The 21,813-nt window shown below is 55.3% G+C and carries 17 protein-coding genes and 1 pseudogene; 13 read left to right on the top strand and 5 right to left on the bottom strand.

The features are described 5' to 3' along the window. The first annotated feature begins 21 nt into the window (after window positions 1-21). A complete protein-coding gene (gene cysQ, locus QEN43_RS06635) occupies window positions 22-840 on the top strand; it encodes a 3'(2'),5'-bisphosphate nucleotidase CysQ (RefSeq protein ID WP_026610241.1) in 819 nt (272 codons plus the stop codon). Between the two features lie 321 nt (window positions 841-1,161). Here the strand turns inward: cysQ and QEN43_RS06630 are convergent, their stop codons facing one another. Further along, entirely contained in the window at window positions 1,162-1,419 is a 258-nt protein-coding gene (locus tag QEN43_RS06630) for a hypothetical protein (RefSeq protein ID WP_026610242.1), read from the bottom strand. 434 nt (window positions 1,420-1,853) lie between these two features. Here QEN43_RS06630 and QEN43_RS06625 point away from each other — a divergent pair, with 434 nt between their 5' ends. From QEN43_RS06625 to QEN43_RS06615, 3 genes are all read left to right on the top strand, one after another. Continuing rightward, entirely contained in the window at window positions 1,854-1,991 is a 138-nt protein-coding gene (locus QEN43_RS06625; protein ID WP_156912710.1) for a hypothetical protein, read from the top strand. 52 nt (window positions 1,992-2,043) lie between these two features. Further along, window positions 2,044-2,774, top strand: a protein-coding gene (locus QEN43_RS21920) for an IS1 family transposase (RefSeq protein ID WP_156912711.1) whose coding sequence is annotated in 2 segments (ribosomal slippage) — window positions 2,044-2,308 and window positions 2,308-2,774 — 732 coding nt in all. Because the reading frame shifts where the segments join, the coding sequence is not laid out codon by codon here. Between the two features lie 122 nt (window positions 2,775-2,896). After that, window positions 2,897-3,139, top strand: coding sequence for a hypothetical protein (locus QEN43_RS06615; RefSeq protein ID WP_317963863.1), 243 nt, complete (start codon window positions 2,897-2,899; stop codon window positions 3,137-3,139). A 1-nt stretch (window position 3,140) separates the two neighbouring features. On the opposite strand, the gene QEN43_RS06610 is transcribed toward QEN43_RS06615, so the two are convergent. The 3 genes and pseudogenes from QEN43_RS06610 to QEN43_RS06600 form a co-directional block, all read right to left on the bottom strand. Further along, window positions 3,141-3,614 carry a transposase family protein gene (locus QEN43_RS06610; RefSeq protein ID WP_317963862.1) on the bottom strand — a complete coding sequence of 158 codons (474 nt, stop codon included), beginning with the start codon at window positions 3,612-3,614 and terminating at the stop codon, window positions 3,141-3,143. After that, window positions 3,538-4,068, bottom strand: a complete 531-nt coding sequence (locus QEN43_RS06605; RefSeq protein WP_317963861.1) for a helix-turn-helix domain-containing protein — start codon at window positions 4,066-4,068, stop codon at window positions 3,538-3,540. Before QEN43_RS06605 ends, QEN43_RS06610 begins: the two co-directional genes overlap by 77 nt. Window positions 4,069-4,381: 313 nt before the next feature. Next, window positions 4,382-5,326: pseudogene (locus tag QEN43_RS06600) on the bottom strand (IS481 family transposase); the annotation flags it as partial. Between the two features lie 214 nt (window positions 5,327-5,540). Between QEN43_RS06600 and QEN43_RS06595 the strand changes: the two are divergent. The 5 genes from QEN43_RS06595 to QEN43_RS06575 all read left to right on the top strand — a co-directional run bounded on the left by QEN43_RS06595 (window position 5,541) and on the right by QEN43_RS06575 (window position 10,685). Further along, on the top strand, window positions 5,541-5,918 hold the full coding sequence (locus tag QEN43_RS06595) for a hypothetical protein (RefSeq protein ID WP_026610250.1): 378 nt from the start codon (window positions 5,541-5,543) through the stop codon (window positions 5,916-5,918). A gap of 241 nt (window positions 5,919-6,159) precedes the next feature. Continuing rightward, window positions 6,160-6,690, top strand: coding sequence for a helix-turn-helix domain-containing protein (locus QEN43_RS06590; RefSeq protein WP_317963861.1), 531 nt, complete (start codon window positions 6,160-6,162; stop codon window positions 6,688-6,690). Then, complete coding sequence (locus tag QEN43_RS06585; protein ID WP_317963860.1) at window positions 6,581-7,087, top strand: transposase family protein; 507 nt, start codon at window positions 6,581-6,583, stop codon at window positions 7,085-7,087. The genes QEN43_RS06590 and QEN43_RS06585 overlap by 110 nt, the downstream gene beginning before the upstream one ends. 111 nt (window positions 7,088-7,198) lie before the next feature. Beyond that, window positions 7,199-7,753, top strand: a complete 555-nt coding sequence (locus tag QEN43_RS06580; RefSeq protein ID WP_026610252.1) for a hypothetical protein — start codon at window positions 7,199-7,201, stop codon at window positions 7,751-7,753. A gap of 52 nt (window positions 7,754-7,805) precedes the next feature. Continuing rightward, on the top strand, window positions 7,806-10,685 hold the full coding sequence (locus QEN43_RS06575; RefSeq protein ID WP_317963859.1) for a M10 family metallopeptidase: 2,880 nt from the start codon (window positions 7,806-7,808) through the stop codon (window positions 10,683-10,685). A gap of 75 nt (window positions 10,686-10,760) precedes the next feature. Here QEN43_RS06575 and QEN43_RS06570 read toward each other — a convergent pair whose 3' ends face one another. Then, complete coding sequence (locus tag QEN43_RS06570; protein ID WP_317963858.1) at window positions 10,761-11,771, bottom strand: IS481 family transposase; 1,011 nt, start codon at window positions 11,769-11,771, stop codon at window positions 10,761-10,763. A gap of 214 nt (window positions 11,772-11,985) precedes the next feature. On the opposite strand from QEN43_RS06570, the gene QEN43_RS06565 reads away from it, so the two are divergent. From QEN43_RS06565 to QEN43_RS06550, 4 genes are all read left to right on the top strand, one after another. Next, on the top strand, window positions 11,986-12,633 hold the full coding sequence (locus tag QEN43_RS06565; RefSeq protein ID WP_026610254.1) for a hypothetical protein: 648 nt from the start codon (window positions 11,986-11,988) through the stop codon (window positions 12,631-12,633). Between the two features lie 855 nt (window positions 12,634-13,488). After that, on the top strand, window positions 13,489-18,021 hold the full coding sequence (locus QEN43_RS06560; RefSeq protein ID WP_317963857.1) for a VCBS domain-containing protein: 4,533 nt from the start codon (window positions 13,489-13,491) through the stop codon (window positions 18,019-18,021). A gap of 172 nt (window positions 18,022-18,193) precedes the next feature. Then, complete coding sequence (locus tag QEN43_RS06555) at window positions 18,194-20,353, top strand: type I secretion system permease/ATPase (protein ID WP_317963856.1); 2,160 nt, start codon at window positions 18,194-18,196, stop codon at window positions 20,351-20,353. A 21-nt stretch (window positions 20,354-20,374) separates the two neighbouring features. Beyond that, window positions 20,375-21,772: an HlyD family type I secretion periplasmic adaptor subunit gene (locus QEN43_RS06550; RefSeq protein WP_156912717.1), complete on the top strand. Its 1,398-nt coding sequence runs from the start codon at window positions 20,375-20,377 to the stop codon at window positions 21,770-21,772. Window positions 21,773-21,813: the final 41 nt, after the last annotated feature.

The following is a 21,813-nucleotide window of genomic DNA, read 5'->3' as shown; positions in this document are numbered from 1 at the left end:
AGTAGCCGCGGATTTCAGGCCATGCCCCTTAGAAAAGAACCCTCCCGCTTTCTCGAGTCCGTAGTCGCTCTCGCCAAGGAGGCTGGGAGGCGCATTCTCGAAATCTACGTATCGGATTTCCGTGTGGGCGTCAAAGAAGACAGCTCGCCTCTCACCGCGGCTGATCTTGCCTCCCATCACTGCTTGGTCGAAGGTTTGACGGCCTTGCGTCCGGCCTATCCAATCCTTTCGGAAGAATCTAAGAGCTTGCCGTTCGAAGAGCGGTTAGAGTGGGAGACTTTTTGGCTGGTCGATCCCCTGGACGGCACTAAGGAGTTTATCAAGCGAAACGGCGAGTTCACCGTTAACGTGGCTTTGATTCACCGCCATCAACCGGTGCTCGGCGTCGTATACGCGCCGGCGAAAAAACTTTGCTATTTCGCCGCCGAGGGGTGCGGCGCTTACAAACAGATCGACGACTTGTCGCCGCAGACCATCGAAGTCGCGGCAAATGCCCGCTATCCGCTAAGAGTAGTGGGTAGCCGCTCTCACCAGACAGAAGAGTTGGCGGTCTTTCTGAGCCGCTTGGGCGAGCATGAACTCGTATCGATCGGCAGTTCGCTAAAGTTCTGCTGGGTTGCGGAGGGGGCGGCGGATCTCTATCCCCGTATCGGCCTCACCTCGGAGTGGGATACGGCGGCTGCGCATTGCATCGTCAAGGAGGCCGGCGGCGAAGTCACCGACTTGCATGGGCAGCCGCTGCGCTATAACGCCAAACCGTCGTTGCTCAATCCTTACTTTCTCGTGTTTGGTGATAAATCCAGGGATTGGTGTAGATACGCGGACGGAATAGAGGGCTGATGCGTACCCTGCTGGGCTGGATGCCGACGCCATTGCCGGCGTTAACTAATCCCCCTCGGTACATCACCGTTCAGTAACGCCACCGAGATTGCCTCTCATGCGGCGGATGAGATCGCCTGGCCGGTGCCGGCCGATGCTGATCGAAGGCCTCTATTTCCGCTCATTGTTCCATTTCGGAAGACGCTGAACTGCCCTTAGGCGCTGCGAGGCCGGTGATGGTCCCATCTTCAGAATTCCTGGCGGGACCAGCTGGTCGGCGCCGGTAGCGACAATATTTTGCCATTGATCTGAGCAGAAGCATCGACTGCATCGACGACTTCGTTAAGCCGCAGGGAGCGGCCGGCCGATCGGCAATGCTTTGAGCTTCGGCACCGGGATCGGGCTATCCGACTTCCGCCTGGGTTTGGGCTCGTTGGCGATCCATTTGCCGGAAAGCGGAGCGATCCATATCGAGGGTTTCACGCCGACGATCCTGAGGTGAATTCGGTGATCGGCATGCTCGAGTTCGTCGACGGCACGACCCTTTCCTACCACCAACTGATCGAACGCGGTTTCGACATCGTCGGCACAGTTCAGCATCCTCATTTGCACGGGAAGGCCGATAAAAAGTCACGGTATTGGCTCGCAATATTGTCATCGTTTCTGTAAGCCAAAACGGACAAAAAAATCCGCTATGGCTGACAGAAAAATCAGCAGATGTCTCATTGTCGAGACGGAAACTTGCTAGCAGACTTGCGTAAGCGAATCGACAGAATCATTCGGTACCGTTCTGGTTGAGACGATCGTTTCCTGGAAACGTTGACTGCTCGGGCGCACATGGCGCCAACCAAAGACGTCACGGCGTTTTAGGGCCTGGATAGCCATTGGCGATGCATCCTCGGCATGCGGAAAAAACTGAGCAACATCGGGTAGTCTTTATTCGCGACCGGATAGTGTGGCGCAACACGTCAAATACTGCACCCGCTTAGCTTTATCAAACCCGATTAGTTTATCCGGTTCAAGGAGAGATAGAGATGTTTGAGAACAAAGTAACTGAACCTCGACGAGAAGCCATCAAGCAAACGCTGTTTCGGGGGTTGGAAGGGATTTTACTCATCACGGGTTTACTATTTTACCAGGCCGTACCGGCAATGGGTGGTGGGTTTAATTAGTTTATATACTACAATGTACAATTATTTCTTAGCTTAAGCATTGACTGGACCAATGGCCTCTCAAACGATTCCGTGCAAATACTGTAAAAGTTCCGATGTGGTGCGCTATGGTACACAGAGTGGTTATCCCCGCTTTCGTTGCAAGCACTGTGGGCGCACCTTCAAGACCGAATACATTTACCGGGCCTACGAGTCCGGCATCAAAGAGCAGATTGTTGACATGGCGATGAATGGCAATGGTATTCGAGATACCGCTCGTGTTCTCGGGATTGGGAAAAACACGGTCATGGCTACATTCAAAAAAAGTCTACCGAAGTGGTCACGGTGAATCCTTACATCGGCTCTCGGGAAATCGCCGTGGAAATCAGGCATCTCTTTGATTCACCGATGGATGTTCAGGCGGACGAACAGTGGAGCTATGTGGCTCGCAAGACGAACCAACGTTGGCTCTGGTACGCCATCGACGCCGCCACCGGATGCATTTTGTCCTTTGTGTTTGGGCGGCGCAAAGAGGAGGTTTGCGCACAATTGATCGCCAACCTGCGTGTTTTCAATATTCGAACCGATTACACCGATGATTGGCCAAGCTATGCGGCGTTCATTCCGGCAAACCAGCACGTCATTGGTAAGAAACATACGCAAAAGATCGAAAACAAAAACCTTTTGTTACGTACTCGCATCAAGCGCTTGACTCGCAAAACGCTCTGCTTTTCAAAATCTGAGTTGCTTCACGATGGGGTGATCGGCCTCTTCATTAATCGCTACTGCTTTCAACTAAATTGATCCACCACCCGGCAATGAAAGAACCTGAGCCGCTATTCGAGTTAGCTTATAACAGTTTTGGATAACCGGTTTTTGTCATCAAGGTTTTCGATGACGGCAAGGTCGATTACCAGGGAAACAAGGTGAAGATCAGAGATGAGTGGCGCCAACATGTGCCCATGCTAGTCCACCGGTATGCGCAATTGACCCGGGAGCAGGTGGAAGAGCTGCGAATGGTGTTTTTATCACTGCCTTTTAAACAGTTGCAAAAGTACGAGAAAAAGATGCCCGAAGTGACCTGGGCCGCCGTTATCCAGTATCAAGCCTCGTACGTTCGGATGCGCATTGATAATATTAGAGTTGTTTCTGATGCTAAACAATTGTAAATCAAGATATTTTGTAGTTCCAAAGCCCGGCGGAAAGTGAGAAAAAATAATCCACGAAGTGACCCAGATGATTTCTAATCCGATGCATCAAGCAGTGGAAGAACTTCATGCCACCGATGGCATGCTCAACGATGACCCGGGTGGCGGCTTGTTTTCTGTTCTGTTTCTTCTGCTCAGGCGTCAATGTCGGATTAGGGTTTTTCTTGGATTTTCTAGGTTTCTTGTGGGGTAGATATATTTGGGTACTTTGATAATCTTTGTCAGCCCCCAGAAATCCTAAGTCAAGCCATAAACCGACCTTCTCGAACCACGCTGAACCCGGCGTGAAGACGTCTTTCATGAGTGTGTAGTCATGTACGCTGCCTGCCACAATGCAGCACAAAAACAATATCCTTCGATTAAAGTCGGAGATGACGAGGGATTTGAGCGTATGTCTTTTTTTTTCCGCTGTAACGCTTTTCCTGTTCAGTTTCATCTTGGGGTCGAACGCAAGCGACCTCCACGCCATCGATCGCTATGTTCTTATATTGATCAATGAGTTGAGAGAATTCTTCTGGGGTTGTTAGCGTTCGCTCCGGCATGACGTTGAGGCTTGTCAGCGCTCGTCCCAAAACCGGCAGCAACCGGTCGATGTGGGCATGGGCATGTCCGCCACTGAAACCGAAATGAAAGCCCAGAACGTCAAAAGTGGGATAGGTTTTCAGATAGTACAAAACGAAAAACAGCTTTTTCTCGTAAGAATCAAGATAACCTTTAGGACCGCCCTGTTTGACGTGTTTTATCTCGCCCTTTTCGACACGCTCTCGATCGATGGCGAGAGCGGCCGACTCGAATACTTTGACGAGGGCTGTGAACTTCGCCTTGGGCATTCCAATCAACGATGCCACGATGCGGTCATCGGTTATTTGGCTAAATTTGTCGTAGATCACGGAAGGTTTTTATATTCGGATTTGTTTGAGAAACAAGTGGGCTATCAATACCATGCATTGGCATCAGGTACAACTCTATTATTTTTTTCAAAACGGTTACGACGCGGCTGAAGAAGTGGATCGACATCGATCAAGGGATCTGTTTTCAGGAACGTGATACCTGCCTGATCAGCGAACTTCCTGAGGGTTTCGAATATTAAGGGTCTGTGGTACTGCTGGTAAGTGAATCGTTCGATCAAGGGGTAATTAAGGTGACAAAATTTACCCAGGATGAGATTAAGAGCGCACTGGCTAAGATGTCAAGTTCCGCAAGATTATGAACCTTCTTGCGAAAAAGATGGGGATGAGACATTTGCCAGTTTTTAAGAGCCTGAATCGGGGTGAGATGGCCTAAGGCCCGTTGAGGAATATGATGATTGTACAGGTCGACATAGCGGTGCAAGGTGGTTTCCAGGTCGGCGGTTGAATCGAAGTGATGGGTTTGCAACACCTCCTCGATGCGGCCATTGAAGCGTTCCACCAGGCCATTCGTTTGGGGCCGGCCCGGCGGAATCAGGCGATGTTCGATGCCTTGTTCAGTACAGAGGCGGTCAAACTCATGCGTCCCCGAGGGCTGCCGAGTTCGGGTCAGGAAACGGTCGGTAAACTCCGAGCCGTTGTCGGTCAGGCATTTCTGGATGCGGAAAGGCGCGGCCTGAATCACCGCTTTGAGGAAGTCCTTTGCGCTTAAGGCGGAGCGGTTGGGCTTGAGGGCGACATAGACCCAGCGGGTGGCGCGGTCGATGGCGACGAACAGGTATCGGCGGGGTTCGCCGTCGATGGCGGGCAAGTACTTAACATCCAGGTGAAGGAAGCCGGGCTCATAGGCCTTGAAGGGTTTGACCTTCGCCTTCTCTGTAGGCGGAAGCAGGGTCTTGAGGGACGCCACCCCGTGGCGGCGCAGGCAGCGGTCTAGCCCGGAACGGGACACGGCGGGATTGAGAAATTCCCGGGTCACGGCCAGGAGATCATCCAAGGGGAGGAGCAGAGCTTGGCGGAGGTAGACCACGATGGCTTCCTGGGCGGGCGTGAGCGTGGTTCTGAGGGTGTGGGGCCGGTGTGAGGCATCTTCGACCGAGGAGCGGTGTTTCCACTTGCGGACGGTCGTTCGGCTAATGCCATGCTTTTGGGCCAAGGCGCGCTCGCTCAACGTGGACGCTTGAATGGCCTGCCGAACGGCCGGGGTGGTACGGGCGTTCTTATGAAGACGAATCTGCATGGAGAGAAACCTCACTTGGACGAACCGAATATCTCCTGGAGAAGGCTCCGGGCTTCGAACAGAGCATAACTCCTTCTCGGTAAATAATCACACGGAACGCGACACATAGGGTGGTCTTTTTTGCGAGCGGATAGTGTGGAGCAACTCGCCAAATACTGCACCTGCCTGGTGTTATCAGGCCCGATTAGTGTATTCGGTTCAAGGAGAAATAAAGATGTTCGAAAACAAGGTAACTAAACCTCGCCGAAAAGCTATCAAACAAGCGCTGTTTGGAGCGTTTGAAGGGATTTTACTCATCACGGGTTTGCTATTTTGCCAAGTCGCATCGGCAATGAAAGAACCTGAACCGCTATTCGAGTTAACCTATAAGAGTTTTGGACAACCGATTTTTGTCATTAAGGTTTTCGATGACGGCAAAGTCGATTACCAGGGGAGTAAGGTGAAGATCAGGGATGAGTGGCGCCAACATGTGCCCGTGCTAGGTCACCGGTATGCTCAATTGACCCGGGAGCAGGTGGAAGAGCTGCGAACGGTGTTTCTGTCACTGCCTTTTAAAGAGTTGCTAAAGTACGAGAAAAAATGCCGGCTGTGACGTGGGCCGCCGTTATCCAGTACCAAGCCCCCTACGTTCAGATGCGCATTGATAATATTATTTTCTTCGAATCGATTACGACACGGCTGAACAGGTGGATCGACATCGATCAATGGATTTGTTTTCCGGAAAATGATCCTGAGCATGATACCTGCCTTATCAGTAGAGTTGTACCTGATGCCAATGCATGGTATTGATAGCCCACTTGTTTCTCAAACAAATCCGAATATAAAAACCTTCCGTGATCTACGACAAATTTAGCCAAATAACCGATGACCGCATCGTGGCATCGTTGATTGGAATGCCCAAGGCGAAGTTCACAGCCCTCGTCAAAGTATTCGAGTCGGCCGCTCTCGCCATCGATCGAGAGCGTGTCGAAAAGGGCGAGATAAAACACGTCAAACAGGGCGGTCCTAAAGGTTATCTTGATTCTTACGAGAAAAAGCTGTTTTTCGTTTTGTACTATCTGAAAACCTATCCCACTTTTGACGTTCTGGGCTTTCATTTCGGTTTCAGTGGCGGACATGCCCATGCCCACATCGACCGGTTGCTGCCGGTTTTGGGACGAGCGCTGACAAGCCTCAACGTCATGCCGGAGCGAACGCTAACAACCCCAGAAGAATTCTCTCAACTCATTGATCAATATAAGAACATAGCGATCGATGGCGTGGAGGTCGCTTGCGTTCGACCCCAAGATGAAACTGAACAGGAAAAGCGTTACAGCGGAAAAAAAAAGACATACGCTCAAATCCCTCGTCATCTCCGACTTTAATCGAAGGATATTGTTTTTGTGCTGCATTGTGGCAGGCAGCGTACATGACTACACACTCATGAAAGACGTCTTCACGCCGGGTTCAGCGTGGTTCGAGAAGGTCGGTTTATGGCTTGACTTAGGATTTCTGGGGGCTGACAAAGATTATCAAAGTACCCAAATATATCTACCCCACAAGAAACCTAGAAAATCCAAGAAAAACCCTAATCCGACATTGACGCCTGAGCAGAAGAAACAGAACAGAAAACAAGCCGCCACCCGGGTCATCGTTGAGCATGCCATCGGTGGCATGAAGTTCTTCCACTGCTTGATGCATCGGATTAGAAATCATCTGGGTCACTTCGTGGATTATTTTTTCTCACTTTCCGCCGGGCTTTGGAACTACAAAATATCTTGATTTACAATTGTTTAGCATCAGAAACAACTCTAGTGATCTGCCCGATGATTTTGAATATTAGAGATTTCGAGATACTGCCGCGAAGTGAACCTATCTATTCCGGAGTAAGAAATGACTGCCTTTGATAAGCCAGGAATCACGAAAGGTGTGATAAAAAGCCTTGTTGGGGTTCTGTTCATAATGGGTCTGTGGTTCTGCCAGATCGCATCGGCGATGACCGAGTCTGAGCCGATATTTGAGCTCACATACTTCATTTTTGGGCAGTCTGATTTTGTTATCAAGGTTTATGTTGATGGTAAGGTTCATTACCAGGGGAACAAAGTCAAGATCAGGGATGTGTGGCGCCAGCGTGTAGCCGTGCTTGGCGACCGGTATGCTCAATTGACCCGGGAACAGGTTGAAGAGCTGCGCTTGGCATTTTTGTCATTACCTTTCAAGGAGCTGTTAAAGTATGAAAAGATAATGCGAGCTTTGCCTACAGCGGATATAGTTAAATATAAAGATAATTATGTCAATATGCGCATCAATAATCGTATTTTCTTTCTGGCGATTGCGACGCGCTTGAATAAGTTAATCAACATCGATCAATGGATCTGCTTTCCGAAAGGGGACCCGGAACACGATTTTTGCCTCATTCACGATCTTCCAGATGATTTTGAATATTGAGCTATCTCTGCATAGTATTGGCAGAAAAATATTTCTATGAGATGGAGATAAAATGACAGCGTATACGAAGGAAGAAATTAAGAATTCATTGGTGAGAACCTACGCTTGGAATGGCTACGATCTTGGCCAGGAACTGAACCTGACCTACAGTTTTGCTGATCTCTTGCCTTATTGGGAAAACTTTGACTTTGGATTGAGCAAAGTAGTAAAGGGCACTATTAATTCCATTACAGGACCACAGAAAGAAGCCTTTCGTGCGGCTGTCGAACGTTGGGAAAGCGTCGCCAATATTCACTTAAAAGAGGAGGCTCCGTATACCTTCACGGTCGAGGGATCAGCGGCTTCATATTCTTTTGGGGATATTGTTGTTGTGGGTGGTGCAATGGAAGAGCGAGACATTCTTGGAAGCACAACTTTCCCCTCCGCATCCCGCTCGGTAAACTCGGTCGGCGATATCGTGATTGCGAATACCGGGCCGGCCGCAATTCAGAACAGTCAGCTTGAGCCCGGGCAAACCGGCTTTAACACCTTCGTACATGAATTGGGCCATGCGCTGGGCTTGAATCATCCGGTGAACTACAAAGACGAAACCGCCAATCCAAATCCCCTGCCGTCCGATCCCGGTCAGCGCTATACCGTGATGTCCTATCAACCGGTGAAAGGCATACCGGGTTATGCCGAGTGGTGGGCGTCTGCGCCTATGCTTTACGACATCCTGGCCATTCAAACGCTGTACGGGGCCAATCCGAACACCGGGGCCGGAGATGGCGACCGCTATACCTTTCAAACTGGCGCCAATGCAATCCAGGCGATTTGGGATGCGGATGGGAGCGACGACGTCATCGACGCATCGGCATTGACCAAGCCGGTCACGATTGACTTACGTCCTGGGCATTTCAGCTTTGTCGGCAAAGACGAGCGGCACAGCGTGCAGCAAATTGCGATTGCTTATCAGATTGCCGGCTACGAGCACAATTGGATTGAAAACGCCATAGGCGGAACGAGTGACGACCGCCTGATTGGTAACGATGCGGTAAACCGTCTGGAAGGAAACGCCGGCAACGACACGCTAGAAGGCGGCAAGGGCGACGACATCCTGGTTGGCGGCGCGGGTTTCGATACCTACGTCCATCGAAGCGGTGACGGCAGCGACCGAATTGTCGAAACACGTGAGGCAGATGGCACGTTCCATGGCTTGATCCGCATCGAAAGCACGGTTTCTGATCAGCTCGCCACCGGTTACTTCAAACCGGTTGACGATCAGCCGGACACGTACACCTCGGCAGACGGCCTGATCCTGATCCGCGGTGCCACCTGGCAGTTGCAAACGCCGGACGGCGCGTCCATCGACCTGGGAGCGGATTTCCAATCGGGCGATCTGGGCATCCGCTTGGCCGCCGCGCCGCCTACGACGCACACTCAGCTTAACGGCGACGAAACCGGCAACTATCTCAGCAGCACATCGATCGGCTCAGTACGGGTGGATGGCCTGGACGGCAAAGACATGATCTGGGGTTCGGCCGAAGCCGACGTTCTGAACGGGGGCGACGGGAACGACTGGATCGTGGGTGACGGCGGGGCAGATCATATCGACGGCGGGCCAGGTGATGACTACATCACCGGTGTGGGCGACGGGAGCTTCGTCGACGCCGGCGGCGGGCACGACATCATCTCCGCGGTCGGTGCCGAATTTATGGTCATCGACCGGCCCAACTCGCCAATCACCGCGGACGCTTTTTGGACCGATGTCAGCCAGCACTGGAACAGTGGGCACAGTGCCCCCTATTTGCATGCAAGCGGTAGCGTTACCGTGGACTACTACGGCGGGATTCGTCCCGGCGAAACCTACCGCGGCGAGTCGGTACTCGGCGGAGGCTGGACCTACGAGTTCACGATCACCTCGAGCAACGTCTTCAACGTCAAATACATGCATCCTACCCTTGCACCGACCGGTATCGCACCGGCAAGGTCTTGGGAGCATGGCATGGCGAGTATGCCCGCCCATGTCCAGGGGGTGGCCCTGTGGGGCGGGGACGGCAATGACCTGCTGATCGGCCATGGTGCGAAAGACAACCTGGCCGGCGGCAAGGATAACGACATATTGCTGGGCAATGGCGGAGACGACGACCTCAAGGGAGGCGAGGGTGAGGATATCCTGATAGGGGGATCCGGAATCGATGTGCTGGACGGCGGTTCCGAGAACGATCAGTTGTTCGGTGAAGCCGGGGGTGACATCATCTTCGGTGGCGGCGGAAACGACGATATTTGGGCGGGTCCGCTATCCGCGCTCGCCGGAGCGGACGGCGACGATTACGTCGATGGCGGCGCGGGTGACGACTATGTCGAAAGCGGGGAAGGCAACGACACCCTGCTGGGCGGTGCAGACAACGACACGCTGTTCGCCGGTGCGGGCTCGGACGTCCTGGCAGGCGGAACCGGGGTGGATTATCTCGACGGTGGCGCGGAACAGGATGTTTTGCATGCCGACGACGGCGCCGACGTCCTGGTCGGCGGTATCGGCGACGACACGCTCGAGGGCGGGGCTGGGCGCGATACCTATGTCTACAACCTAGGCGACGGCATCGACCGGATCGACGACTTCGCCGAGCCGGGGGCTGCCGGCGGGCCGATCGGCAACGTTCTGAGCTTCGGCGCCGGGATCGGGCCATCCGACCTCCGTCTGGGTTTGGGCTCGTTGGCGATCCATTTGCCGGACGGCGGCGCGATCCATATCGAGGGCTTCAACGCCGACGACCCAGGGGCGAATCCGGTGATCGACACGTTCGAGTTCGCCGACGGCACAACCCTTTCTTACCACCAACTCATCGAACGCGGTTTCGATATCGTCGGCACAGTTCAGCATCCTCAGTTGCGCGAGAAGGCCGATAAAAAGCCACGGCATTGGCGCACAATATTGTCATCGTCGCTGTAAGCCAAAACGGACAAAAAAATCCGCTATGGCTGACAGAAAAATCAGTCAATGTCTCATTGTAGAGACAGTACCTTGCTAGCAGACTTGCGCAAGCGAATCGACAGAATCATTCGGTACCGTTCTGGTGTCAGGTCCCGCGTGAAGATAAACCCTCTTGCGAAGGAGATGGGGATGGGACGTTTGCCAGTTTTTGAGAGCCTGAATCGGGGTGAGATGGCCTAAGGCCTTTTGGGGAATGTGATGATTGTACAGCTCGACATAGCGGTGCAGGGTGGTGTCCAGATCGGCGGTTGAATCGAAGTGATGGGTTTGCAACACCTCCTCGATGCGGCCATTGAAGCGTTCCACCAGGCCATTCGTTTGGGGCCGGCCCGGCGGAATCAGGCGATGTTCGATGCCTTGTTCAGTACAGAGGCGGTCAAACTCATGCGTCCCCGAGGGCTGCCGAGTTCGGGTCAGGAAACGGTCGGTAAACTCCGAGCCGTTGTCGGTCAGGCATTTCTGGATGCGGAAAGGCGCGGCCTGAATCACCGCTTTGAGGAAGTCCTTTGCGCTTAAGGCGGTGCGGTTGGGCTTGAGGGCGACATAGACCCAGCGGGTGGCGCGGTCGATGGCGACGAACAGGTATCGGCGGGGTTCGCCGTCGATGGCGGGCAAGTACTTAACATCCAGGTGAAGGAAGCCGGGCTCATAGGCCTTGAAGGGTTTGACCTTCGCCTTCTCTGTAGGCGGAAGCAGGGTCTTGAGGGACGCCACCCCGTGGCGGCGCAGGCAGCGGTCTAGCCCGGAACGGGACACGGCAGGATTGAGAAATTCCCGGGTCACGGCCAGGAGATCATCCAAGGAGAGGAGCAGAGCTTGGCGGAGGTAGACCACGATGGCTTCCTGGGCGGGCGTGAGCGTGGTTCTGAGGGTGTGGGGCCGATGCGAGGCATCTTCGACCGAGGAGCGGTGTTTCCACTTGCGGACGGTCGTTCGGCTAATGCCATGCTTTTGGGCCAAGGCGCGCTCGCTCAACGTGGACTCTTGAATGGCCTGTCGCACAGCCGGTGTGGTACGGGCCTTCTTGTGAAGGCGAATCTGCATGGAAAGGAACCTCACTTGGACGGACCGAAGATCTCCTGGAGAAGGCTCCGGGCTTCGAACAGAGCATAACTCCTTCTCGGTAAATAATCATACGGGACGTGACATTATCCAAGGTGCCATGGATTAGTTTCATGCAGAAATTATTGGCGGACCAGGAAAGCCTTATCGGTTACATCAGTAACACGATGTCTGGCAAAGATGGAGTGGGCACAGCATGAGCATTTTTAAAGAGAAACATCCGCTTGTAATACTCGTTAGAAAACTAGCTTTTCTAAGAATTCTTAAATGGCCGATGTTGCTACTTATGGTTTTTGGGTCGTTAAACTATTCTGGCTTTTGCTTTAAGGAAATGCGGTATCTTTCCGATGAGGAAAAGATCCGCGGAGCAATCGCTGCCAATCACACGATTAAAGGTAATCAAAAGTGGCGTCGATCCAGTTATGATAAGTTAGGTCGAGTAAGTGAGTACGAAGTTGTCATACCTTATGCTGACGTAGATGAATTTTTGCGTGAGAACCCAAACTGTTGCAGGGTGATTTATAAAGGTTTTGCTGATGACCGTCCCCCTGGCTTCTTTGAGAAAATCTTCGGGACGTGTAATTACGGTGTCAGAATGACCTACACCTACAGATATATCAAAAAGACCCTCAAGGAACCTATCGACGAAAACGTTAAAGGTGGTGCTGAAAAACGCGAACGTACACTGAACGAAATCAAAGGAGAAAAGCATGAGCGGCTTATTCGGGATCATTTATACACAGCTGGGAATTGCGGACAGTTTTGTGGCGGGGATGAGAACGATTTTTCCATAATAACGATATATGGGATTGTTCATGAGATATTCAGATTCTTGAACCTGTAACGGAGCATATTCATGAGCCTACCGACTGCGAAAGAGATTACCCAGTTATACCTCTACGGCGTGAAATTAACGCCACATAACTTAGTGGATGACGCACTGATTCGTCCTGATTCCGATCAAATTCCTGATGACGATCTGGTACATGAGAAAGTTGATGCAGTGGAGTACATGGCAGGTCCTGGACGATTTGCATTAGGATCGATGTCGGATTTAGTCAAGAAATTTTTTTCTCACGTCGGTGATATACCTGGGGTAGTGGCGGGCCAATCCTATACGAAAGAGGAGATGGCAAACTTCCTCGGTTTGACGGGGACCGACTATGGTATTTATGTTCAGCAATATAGTTATGATGATGAACAAGATGACTACGGAGAGCGTATCTATATCTGGAATTCAACTGCTTTCAAAATAAGCGGTGACGCAGCTTTCATCGTCGATGCCGATGGTACACGCCATATTGAAAATTTTGCTGTGGTGCCAAGGTATGATATTAGCGAGAAAGATGAAAGTAGAAAGGAAAATTTCGATTTTGAAACAGGAGATGGTGCAACAGCTATAGCTAATCTGTATCTCGAGGAAAAAATTGACACTTTTGGAATTGGGCGCAAAGTTATATTTGACTTTATCAACTCAGACAAGATTCCCAGAACCTCCTATTACTGGTCCGATTACCAAGCTGATTTGGCCAAAGAATCCGCTTGGTATAAAGGTCCACTTCCACTGATTTTTGACCAAGTGTATAGCGCGGTTCAAGCGGTATGGGAGCAATTATGGAATGAGGGCGTCACACGATTTCTAGATGGCGGCAAGCCCATTGTTTACGGAACGTTAGGGGATGATGAGCTTACCGCCTCTGTGAATGTACTCTCTCCGGTTCATGATTATGTTTCAAATGGTGTTGTTTTAGTTGGCGGCTCAGGCAACGATGATCTCAATGGCGGAGATAAAAACGACAAACTCTATGGCGGTGACGATAACGATATCTTAAATGGGCATGGCGGTAACGATACGCTGGTCGGCGGGAGGGGTAATGACACCTATGTTTATAACAGCGGTGACGGTCTGGACATCATCGACGATGCCGACGGTCTCGGCCGCATCACCGTCGGCGGTGTAACACTGACCCTGGCCGGCGGCGAAAAGACCGGCCCGGATACCTGGCTTTCCGCGGATAAACAATACCAATTTATCCTTGACGTGCCGGATCCCGACGGCAAGCGCAACCTGTATATCCGCAATGCCGCCGATACCGGTGTTTCCGTGAACCTGATTGTAAAGGATTTCCACGACGGCGATCTGGGCTTTGATTTGCCTCAGAACAGTTCGACTCCGTCCAATCCTACGCCCTTATTGGAAATTATCGGTGATCGGGCTCCGGTAGATTTCGACCCAGACGCGGACGGAATACAGATCCAGTACGACGATTTGGGCAACGTCGTTACCGATTCCGGCAACGCTGAACCGGGGCGAGCGGATACGTTGTACGGGAGCGCTGGTCGTGACCGGCTATCGGGATTGCTGGGTCAGGACCGATTGGACGGCAAGGCGGGCGATGATGTTCTCGAAGGCGGCGGTGACCGCGACCTCCTTATCGGCGGTTCAGGCAACGACGTCTTATATGCCGCCGACGCGGTGGATTTGAGCGGGTGGACCGATTTTCGCGATTTCGGCGGCGAAACCGCTGACGGTGTTTACGGCGACTTTCTGTCAGCGGGTGCGGGCAACGACTCGCTAGTGGGTAGCGAACAAGCGGACGCTCTCATGGGCGGCGAAGGCGACGATCTTCTCATCGGCGGTGCAGGGCATGACGTTCTGTTCGGCGACGCCACCTATCAGGCACAGAGCTTCGACTGGACCTTGCACGGCTTGCCGCAAGCCTATCCGGCAGCGGACCCAGATGCCCCTTTCTGGGGCAGCAGCGTGGGGCTTGCCCCGGTTATCGGTCTGTTCGATCCCGGCGGCGGGAATGACCGGATTTACGGCGGCACCGGCGGCGACTGGATTCTAGCTGGCCGGGGTGACGACATCGTCTTCGGCGAAAGCGGAATGGATTCCATCGACGGAGGCGCAGGAAACGACATCCTTTACGGCGGCGACGATGACGATTCGATTACCGGTGATATCAACGCCAATCCTGCCGACCACGGCGATGACTATATCGATGCCGGCGGTGGGACCGGCCCCAGTTTCCTGATGGGCAATGGCGGCAACGATATGTTAATCGGCAGCGAGGGCGACGACCTGATAGAAGGCGATGAAATTCGCCAGGGGTATAACGCCGATTACCACGGTGCCGACTATATCGACGGCAAAGGCGGTAACGATACGATTTTTGGGGAAGGAAACGCCGATGTGATCTACGGCGGCGATGGCGACGACACTATCCGCGGCGATTCAAGCAGTGCCCAGATTGGCGCGGCCTATCAGGGTGATGACAGTATCGAAGGCGGTAGAGGTGACGATCAAATCGCCGGCGACGGCGGCAGCGACGTGATCCATGGAGGCGATGGAAACGACACCTTATATGGTGATAACACCGATGTCGACGTATCCATCCACGGGAATGATGCTCTCTATGGCGATGCCGGCGATGATCTGATCTTCGGTCAAAGCGGCAACGATGTGCTGGTTGGAGGTACGGGAAATGACGAACTTCAAGGAGGAGACGGCAGCGACTATCTCGATGGTGGTGAGGGGAACGACTTATTGTTCGGTGGGTCTGGCAACGATACCTTGGCTGGCGGGGCTGGGCGCGATACCTATGTCTACAACCTAGGCGACGGCATCGACCGAATCGACGACTTCGCCGAGCCGGGGGCTGCCGGCGGGCCGATCGGCAACATTCTGAGCTTTGGCGCCGGGATCGGGCCATCCGACCTCCGTCTGGGTTTGGGCTCGTTGGCGATCCATTTGCCGGACGGCGGCGCGATCCATATCGAGGGCTTCAATGCCAACGACCCAGGGGCGAATCCGGTAATCGACACGTTCGAGTTCGCCGACGGCACAACCCTTTCTTACCACCAACTCATCGAACGCGGTTTCGATATCGTTGGCACCTCCGAGGACGACCGGTTGCAGGGCACAGCGACGGTGGACCGCCTACTCGCCCTGGAAGGGGACGATACGGTTTTTGCTGGCGCTGGGGCGGACCGCCTGGAGGGTGGAGCCGGCAGTGACTTTCTCGACGGCGGCGAGGGCGACGATTGGCTCGCAGGCGGTCTGGACGACGACCGCTATGCCTTTGGTCGGGGTTCCGGCTGGGATGTAATCTTCGACGAAGGCGGCGCCGCCGACGCCGTCGTGATGAACGGTGCTCTGACCCCGGCGGATATCACCCTCGCTCGGGACGGTGACGACGTCATCCTTGAATTGAAAGGAAGCACCGACCGGCTGACGCTGAAGAACTGGTATGTGGACGATAACCGGGTGGAAACTATCGAATTCGCCGACGGGAGCACGCTGGATGCGACCGCGATCGATCGGGCCGTCAACCGGGCATCCCTAACGGCCCGCGACGATAACGCGCGGATCGGCGAGGATGACGAGCTTGCCGTTGTCGGCAACGTCCTAAGCAATGACGGAGAGGACGACGGTGCGGTTCTGGCGGTAGCGAACCCCGGTGTCCACCAGGGCCGCTACGGCCGGCTGAGCTTGGCAGCGGACGGCTCTTACGCTTACGAGCTGGACCTGGAGGCCGACCCGGTACAGGCCCTGGCCCAGGGGCAAACGGTGATCGACACATTCGGCTATACGGTCACGGACAACGACCCGCTGAATCCGCGTCAGGGCGGAGCTACCCTCACCGTCAGTATCGAAGGCGCTAACGATGCGCCCGGCGCGCTCGACGACCGCGCCGAGGTTGTCGAGGACGGCATAAGCGAGGCGACTGGTAACGTGTTGGCCAACGATCGCGATCCGGACTCGAACACCGTGCTGAGGGTTGTCACTACTGGTAGTCTCGCGGGAGCCTACGGCACCTTGAGTCTGAGCGAGGACGGCGCGTATCGCTACCTGCTCGACAATGACGCCCAGGCGGTGCAAGGGCTCGCCGCCGGCCAGACGGTCACTGATCGGTTTGTCTACACCGTGGTCGATGATGCCGCGGACCCGCTTGCCGCCTCCGCTGAGCTGGAGGTGACCATCCACGGCGCTAACGATGCGCCCATTCTGGCGCAACCGATCCCCGATCGGAGCGGTGTCGAAGGTCAGCGCTTCATGTTTGAACTGCCGGTATCCACGTTCGTCGACATCGATCAGGGCGACGCACTCACCCTTTCGGCGGCGCTGGAGAACGGCAACGCGCTGCCCGACTGGTTGACGTTCGACCCGGAGACCGGCGTCTTCGAAGGCAGTCCGACCCTGGGAACGACAGGGCGCTACGCGATTCAGGTGACGGCGACCGATGCGAGCGGAGCATCGGCCTCCGGCCTGTTCGCCTTGACCATAGAGGCCGGTAGTGAGCCGGGCCTCAGCCTGACTGGCACTGCCGGGGCGGATTGTCTGCGAGGCGGCGCATTCGATGACGTGATCGACGGTCTCGGCGGCTTGGATTGGCTGCTCGGCAACGGCGGTAACGACACCCTGCTGGGGGGTGCCGGCTCCGATAGACTGGATGGCGGGCAGGGGGCTGATCGGCTGTTCGGCGGTGAAGGCATCGACAGTTTGTTCGGTGATGCAGGCGACGACCTCCTCGACGGCGGGAGCGGGGCAGACCTCATGCTGGGCGGCAGCGGGAACGATGTCTACGTGGTCGATCATCGGCTTGATACCGTATTGGAAGGCGGCCATGACGGTATCGACACCATCGAGACCTCGATCGACTACACCTTGGGGGCCAATCTCGAAAATCTCACGCTTATCGGTACCGCGTCCATCGATGGTACCGGCAATCGGCTCGACAACGTCTTGACGGGCAACGACAGTGACAACCGCCTGCAAGGTGGCGCCGGTAACGACACGCTGGACGGTTTGGGTGGCGCGGACACGCTGATCGGGGGCGTCGGCAGCGACACCTACCGTTTCGGTCGCGGTTACGGCACCGATACGGTGGTCGAACACGACACCACAGCCGGCGGCACGGATACCGTCCGGTTTCTGCCGGAGGTATCGGCCGATCAGCTCTGGTTCTCGCGCCCGGGCGCGAGCAACGACCTTGAAATCTCTATTCTCGGCACGAACGACACCTTGATCGTCAAGGACTGGTATGTGAGCGATGCGTGCCGGGTCGAGCAATTCGTCACCTGGGATGGCCGGACGCTGCTGGACAGCCAGGTGGAGAACCTCGTCACAGCGATGGCGGCCTTTGCCCCGCCGCCAGCGGGACAAACCACGCTGCCGCCAAGCTACCAAGACGCCCTCAACGCAGTGATTGCTGCCAACTGGCAATAGTGAAAAGGAGTCCTTGGCCTTCGCCGTACGTTAATGAAGGCCAAGGGCTCGAGTGGTTGGGTGAGCAAGGGATGAAGTTCATGCCAGCGTTTTCCCAGCTTCGACAAACACAAAGGGGTCATCCGTCGTTTCTGAACTTTGGTGATTTCTGCCAAGGCAACAAGCAAGTCGTATGGTTCTGTTTGAACCCAAACATGCAAAAATGGAAGACAAATCCACGCGACAGGCGCCGGACACGGGGCTCGCTTGTCTCGTGATGCTGGCCCGTTTTCACGGCGTCGCGGCTGATCCGGGGCAATTGCGGCATAGGTTCGGGGAGGGAAGCCGACCATTTGGCGTCACCGAGATCCTGCTCGCCGCCAAACAATTGGGGCTCAAAGCCAAGACCGTCAAGACCGACTTTTCGCGCCTCGCCAATACGCCGCTGCCAGCGCTTGCGATCGGGCGGGGGGACGACTTCTTCATTCTCGCAAGGAGCGACAACGAGAAAGTCCTGATCCACGATCCCTCGCGGGAACGGCCGGAGGTCGTTGCCCGAGACGACCTGGAATCGCGCTGGACGGGAGATTTGATCCTATTTGCCTCAAGAGCTTTCCTGGCCGGCGAATTCGCCAAATTCGACTTCACCTGGTTCATTCCAGCGATCGTCAAATACCGGAAGCTGCTCGGTGAAGTTTTACTGGCGTCGTTCGTCCTGCAACTGTTCGCCTTGGTGACGCCGCTTTTTTTTCAGGTTGTCATGGACAAGGTGCTGGTACACCGGGGTCTGACGACCCTAGACGTAATCGTTGTTGGTCTTCTGATCGTCTCGATCTTCGAGGTGGTCCTAAGCGGGCTGCGCAGCTATGTGTTCGCACACACCACGAGCCGCATCGACGTGGAACTCGGAGCTCGGCTTTTCCGGCACCTTTTGAGCCTGCCGCTTAGTTATTTTCAGGCCCGGCGGGTCGGGGATTCGGTCGCGAGGGTACGGGAGCTCGAACATATCCGCTCCTTCCTGACCGGCAACGCCGTGACCCTCGTACTGGACCTATTTTTCGCGGTGGTGTTCATCGCGGTCATGCTGTACTACAGCGGCTGGCTGACCCTGGTCGTGGTGGCTTCCTTGCCGCTCTATGGCCTTCTTTCACTGTCGGTCACGCCGCTGCTTCGAGCGCGGCTTCACGAGAAGTTCAATCGCGGTGCGGAAAATCAGGCGCTGCTGGTGGAAGCGATCGCCGGGATCGACACGGTGAAGGCTATGGCGGTGGAACCGCAGATGATCCGCCGCTGGGACCGCCAACTCGCGGCGTACGTCTCCGCCAGTTTCAGGACCGCGACCTTAGCCACGATTGCCCACGAGGGGGTTGCGCTGATCGGCAAGCTGGTGACGGCCGCTACCCTGTGGCTGGGCGCCCGGCTGGTCATCGAAGGCGAGTTGACCGTCGGCCAACTCGTCGCGTTCAACATGCTGGCCGGGCGGGTGTCGCAGCCCATCATGCGGCTGGCTCAATTGTGGACGGACTTCCAACAAACCGGCATTTCGGTCCAACGACTGGGCGATATTCTCAATAGCCGTAGCGAATTGTCCTCCGCCAACCGCTCGACCTTGCCACCGTTGCAGGGTCGGATCGAATTCGATCGGGTGAGCTTCCGCTATCGGCCCGACGGTCCGGAAGTGCTGCGGGAAGTGAGTCTCTCGATTGCGCCGGGACAAGTGATCGGCATCGTCGGCCGCTCCGGATCCGGCAAGAGCACCTTGACCAAACTCATTCAGCGCCTTTACGTACCCGAACGCGGTCGTATCCTTGTCGACGGCATGGACTTGGCGCTCGCCGATCCGTCATCCTTGCGCCGTCAGATCGGCGTGGTGTTACAGGAGAACGTCCTCTTCAACGCCACGATTCGGGAGAATATCGCCCTGGCCGATCCGGGCCTGCCCGTTGAGGCGGTGATCGGAGCGGCGAAACTGGCCGGCGCTCATGACTTCATCCTGGAATTACCCGAAGGCTATGACACGGTCGTGGGCGAGCACGGGGCGACACTGTCGGGCGGCCAGCGTCAGCGGATCGCCATCGCCCGCGCCCTGATCGCGAATCCCCGTATCCTCATTTTCGACGAGGCGACCAGTGCGCTGGATTACGAATCGGAGCGGGTCATTCAGAACAACATGAAGGCGATATGCCAGGGACGGACCGTCATCATCATCGCTCATCGGTTGTCCGCCGTGCGCCAAGCCCACCGGATTCTGGTGCTCGACCGCGGTCAGCTCGTGGAAGAGGGCACGCATGACGAGCTCCTGGCCCGCCAAGCGGGGCACTACGCCCGGTTGTATCGTCTGCAACAGGCGTGACCGGCAATGTGGCTACGCGGCATGGCGGATCTGATCCGGCGCTACGGACAGGTGTTCAGCCAGGTCTGGGCGGAGCGCAAAAAGCTCGATCCGCCATCGCGGCTCCCCCATGAGGCGGAATTCTTGCCTGCAGCCCTCGCCTTGCAAGAAACGCCCGTGTCTCCGGCGCCTCGTGTTTTCATGTGGCTGATCATGGCCTTTGCGGCGATTGCGCTGTCGTGGTCCATCGTCGGACAGGTCGATGTCGTGGCGAGCGCGCAGGGCAAGATCATCCCGAATGACCGAACTAAGGTCGTTCAACCGATGGAGACGGCGAAGGTGACGGCCATTCATGTCCGGGACGGGCAGAGCGTTAAGGCCGGCGAAGTGTTGATCGAACTGGATCCCACCATGGCGCAAGCAGACGCCGACCGCATCGCCAACGACCTGTTGACGGCGCGGCTGGACGCTGCTCGCGCCAAGGCCCTGCTGGAGGCCATCGAAAGCGAACGGCTGGCACCGATCGAGATCGAAGGTCTCGACGAGACCCGGCTGGCGGCCGAGCGGCGTCTTCTGGAAGGGCAGTACCTTGAATACCGTGCGAAGCTCAAACAATTGGATGCCGAGATTGTCCGACGTACGGCGGAGGAACGTGCTACCCGGGAACTGGTGCGGAAGTTGGAACAAATCCTGCCGATCACGCGGGAGCGGGCGGAAGATTACCGGGGACTACGGGAGCGGAATTTCGTCTCCAAGCATGCCTATCTCGAACTGGAACAAGCCCGTATCGAGCAAGAGCGGGACTTGGCCGCGCAACAAGCCAAACTGGCGGAAATTCAGGCCGCTCTAGCGGAAAGTCGACAGCAGCGGGATGCGCTCATCGCCGAAACGCGCCGTGTGGCTCTGGATCGGCTCCACGAGGCGGAGCAGCGAGTGACCGATCTGATACAGGAACTCATCAAGGCCGAAACCCGCGGGCGCTTCATGACTCTTACGGCGCCCGTCGATGGTGTGGTGCAGCAGCTGTCGGTGCACACGGTAGGGGGTGTCGTCACGCCGGCCCAGCCGCTTCTCGTTATCGTACCCCGCGACAATCCACTGGTAGTGGAAGCGTTCATCCAAAACAAGGACATCGGCTTCGTCAACGCCGGGCAAGAAGCCGAAGTCAAAATAGAGACCTTTCCGTTCACTAAGTACGGTACAATCCCCGCAACGATCATCCAGGTGTCGAACGATGCCATTCAGGATGAGAAACGAGGCTTGGTCTACGCGGCTCGGGTGGCTTTGTCTCGGGCCACGATGGTGGTGGAGGAAAAGACGGTGAACCTGACCCCGGGCATGGCGGTCACCGTAGAGATCAAGACGGGTAAGCGGCGCTTGATCGAGTATTTCCTCAGCCCGTTGTTGCAGTATGAAAATGAAAGCCTCAGAGAACGTTAGGGGTTTTATACCGCGATCAACGGTGTCCCGTCCGCCGCGGC

It is taken from the genome of Methylocaldum szegediense (genome assembly GCF_949769195.1).
GTDB classification, from domain to species: domain Bacteria; phylum Pseudomonadota; class Gammaproteobacteria; order Methylococcales; family Methylococcaceae; genus Methylocaldum; species Methylocaldum szegediense.
Note: the sequence above shows the minus strand (reverse complement) of the source record. Positions and strands in the feature narration are given on the sequence as shown.

What these genes read in the sequence shown, in the direction of transcription:
- cysQ (WP_026610241.1), top strand. Translation starts at nt 22, where the DNA reads ATGCCCCTTAGAAAAGAACCCTCCCGCTTTCTCGAGTCCGTAGTCGCT.
- QEN43_RS06630 (WP_026610242.1), bottom strand. Translation starts at nt 1,419, where the DNA reads ATGCTGAACTGTGCCGACGATGTCGAAACCGCGTTCGATCAGTTGGTG.
- QEN43_RS06625 (WP_156912710.1), top strand. Translation starts at nt 1,854, where the DNA reads ATGTTTGAGAACAAAGTAACTGAACCTCGACGAGAAGCCATCAAGCAA.
- QEN43_RS06610 (WP_317963862.1), bottom strand. Translation starts at nt 3,614, where the DNA reads ATGAAACTGAACAGGAAAAGCGTTACAGCGGAAAAAAAAAGACATACG.
- QEN43_RS06595 (WP_026610250.1), top strand. Translation starts at nt 5,541, where the DNA reads ATGTTCGAAAACAAGGTAACTAAACCTCGCCGAAAAGCTATCAAACAA.
- QEN43_RS06585 (WP_317963860.1), top strand. Translation starts at nt 6,581, where the DNA reads ATGGCGTGGAGGTCGCTTGCGTTCGACCCCAAGATGAAACTGAACAGG.
- QEN43_RS06580 (WP_026610252.1), top strand. Translation starts at nt 7,199, where the DNA reads ATGACTGCCTTTGATAAGCCAGGAATCACGAAAGGTGTGATAAAAAGC.
- QEN43_RS06575 (WP_317963859.1), top strand. Translation starts at nt 7,806, where the DNA reads ATGACAGCGTATACGAAGGAAGAAATTAAGAATTCATTGGTGAGAACC.
- QEN43_RS06570 (WP_317963858.1), bottom strand. Translation starts at nt 11,771, where the DNA reads ATGCAGATTCGCCTTCACAAGAAGGCCCGTACCACACCGGCTGTGCGA.
- QEN43_RS06565 (WP_026610254.1), top strand. Translation starts at nt 11,986, where the DNA reads ATGAGCATTTTTAAAGAGAAACATCCGCTTGTAATACTCGTTAGAAAA.
- QEN43_RS06555 (WP_317963856.1), top strand. Translation starts at nt 18,194, where the DNA reads ATGGTTCTGTTTGAACCCAAACATGCAAAAATGGAAGACAAATCCACG.
- QEN43_RS06550 (WP_156912717.1), top strand. Translation starts at nt 20,375, where the DNA reads ATGGCGGATCTGATCCGGCGCTACGGACAGGTGTTCAGCCAGGTCTGG.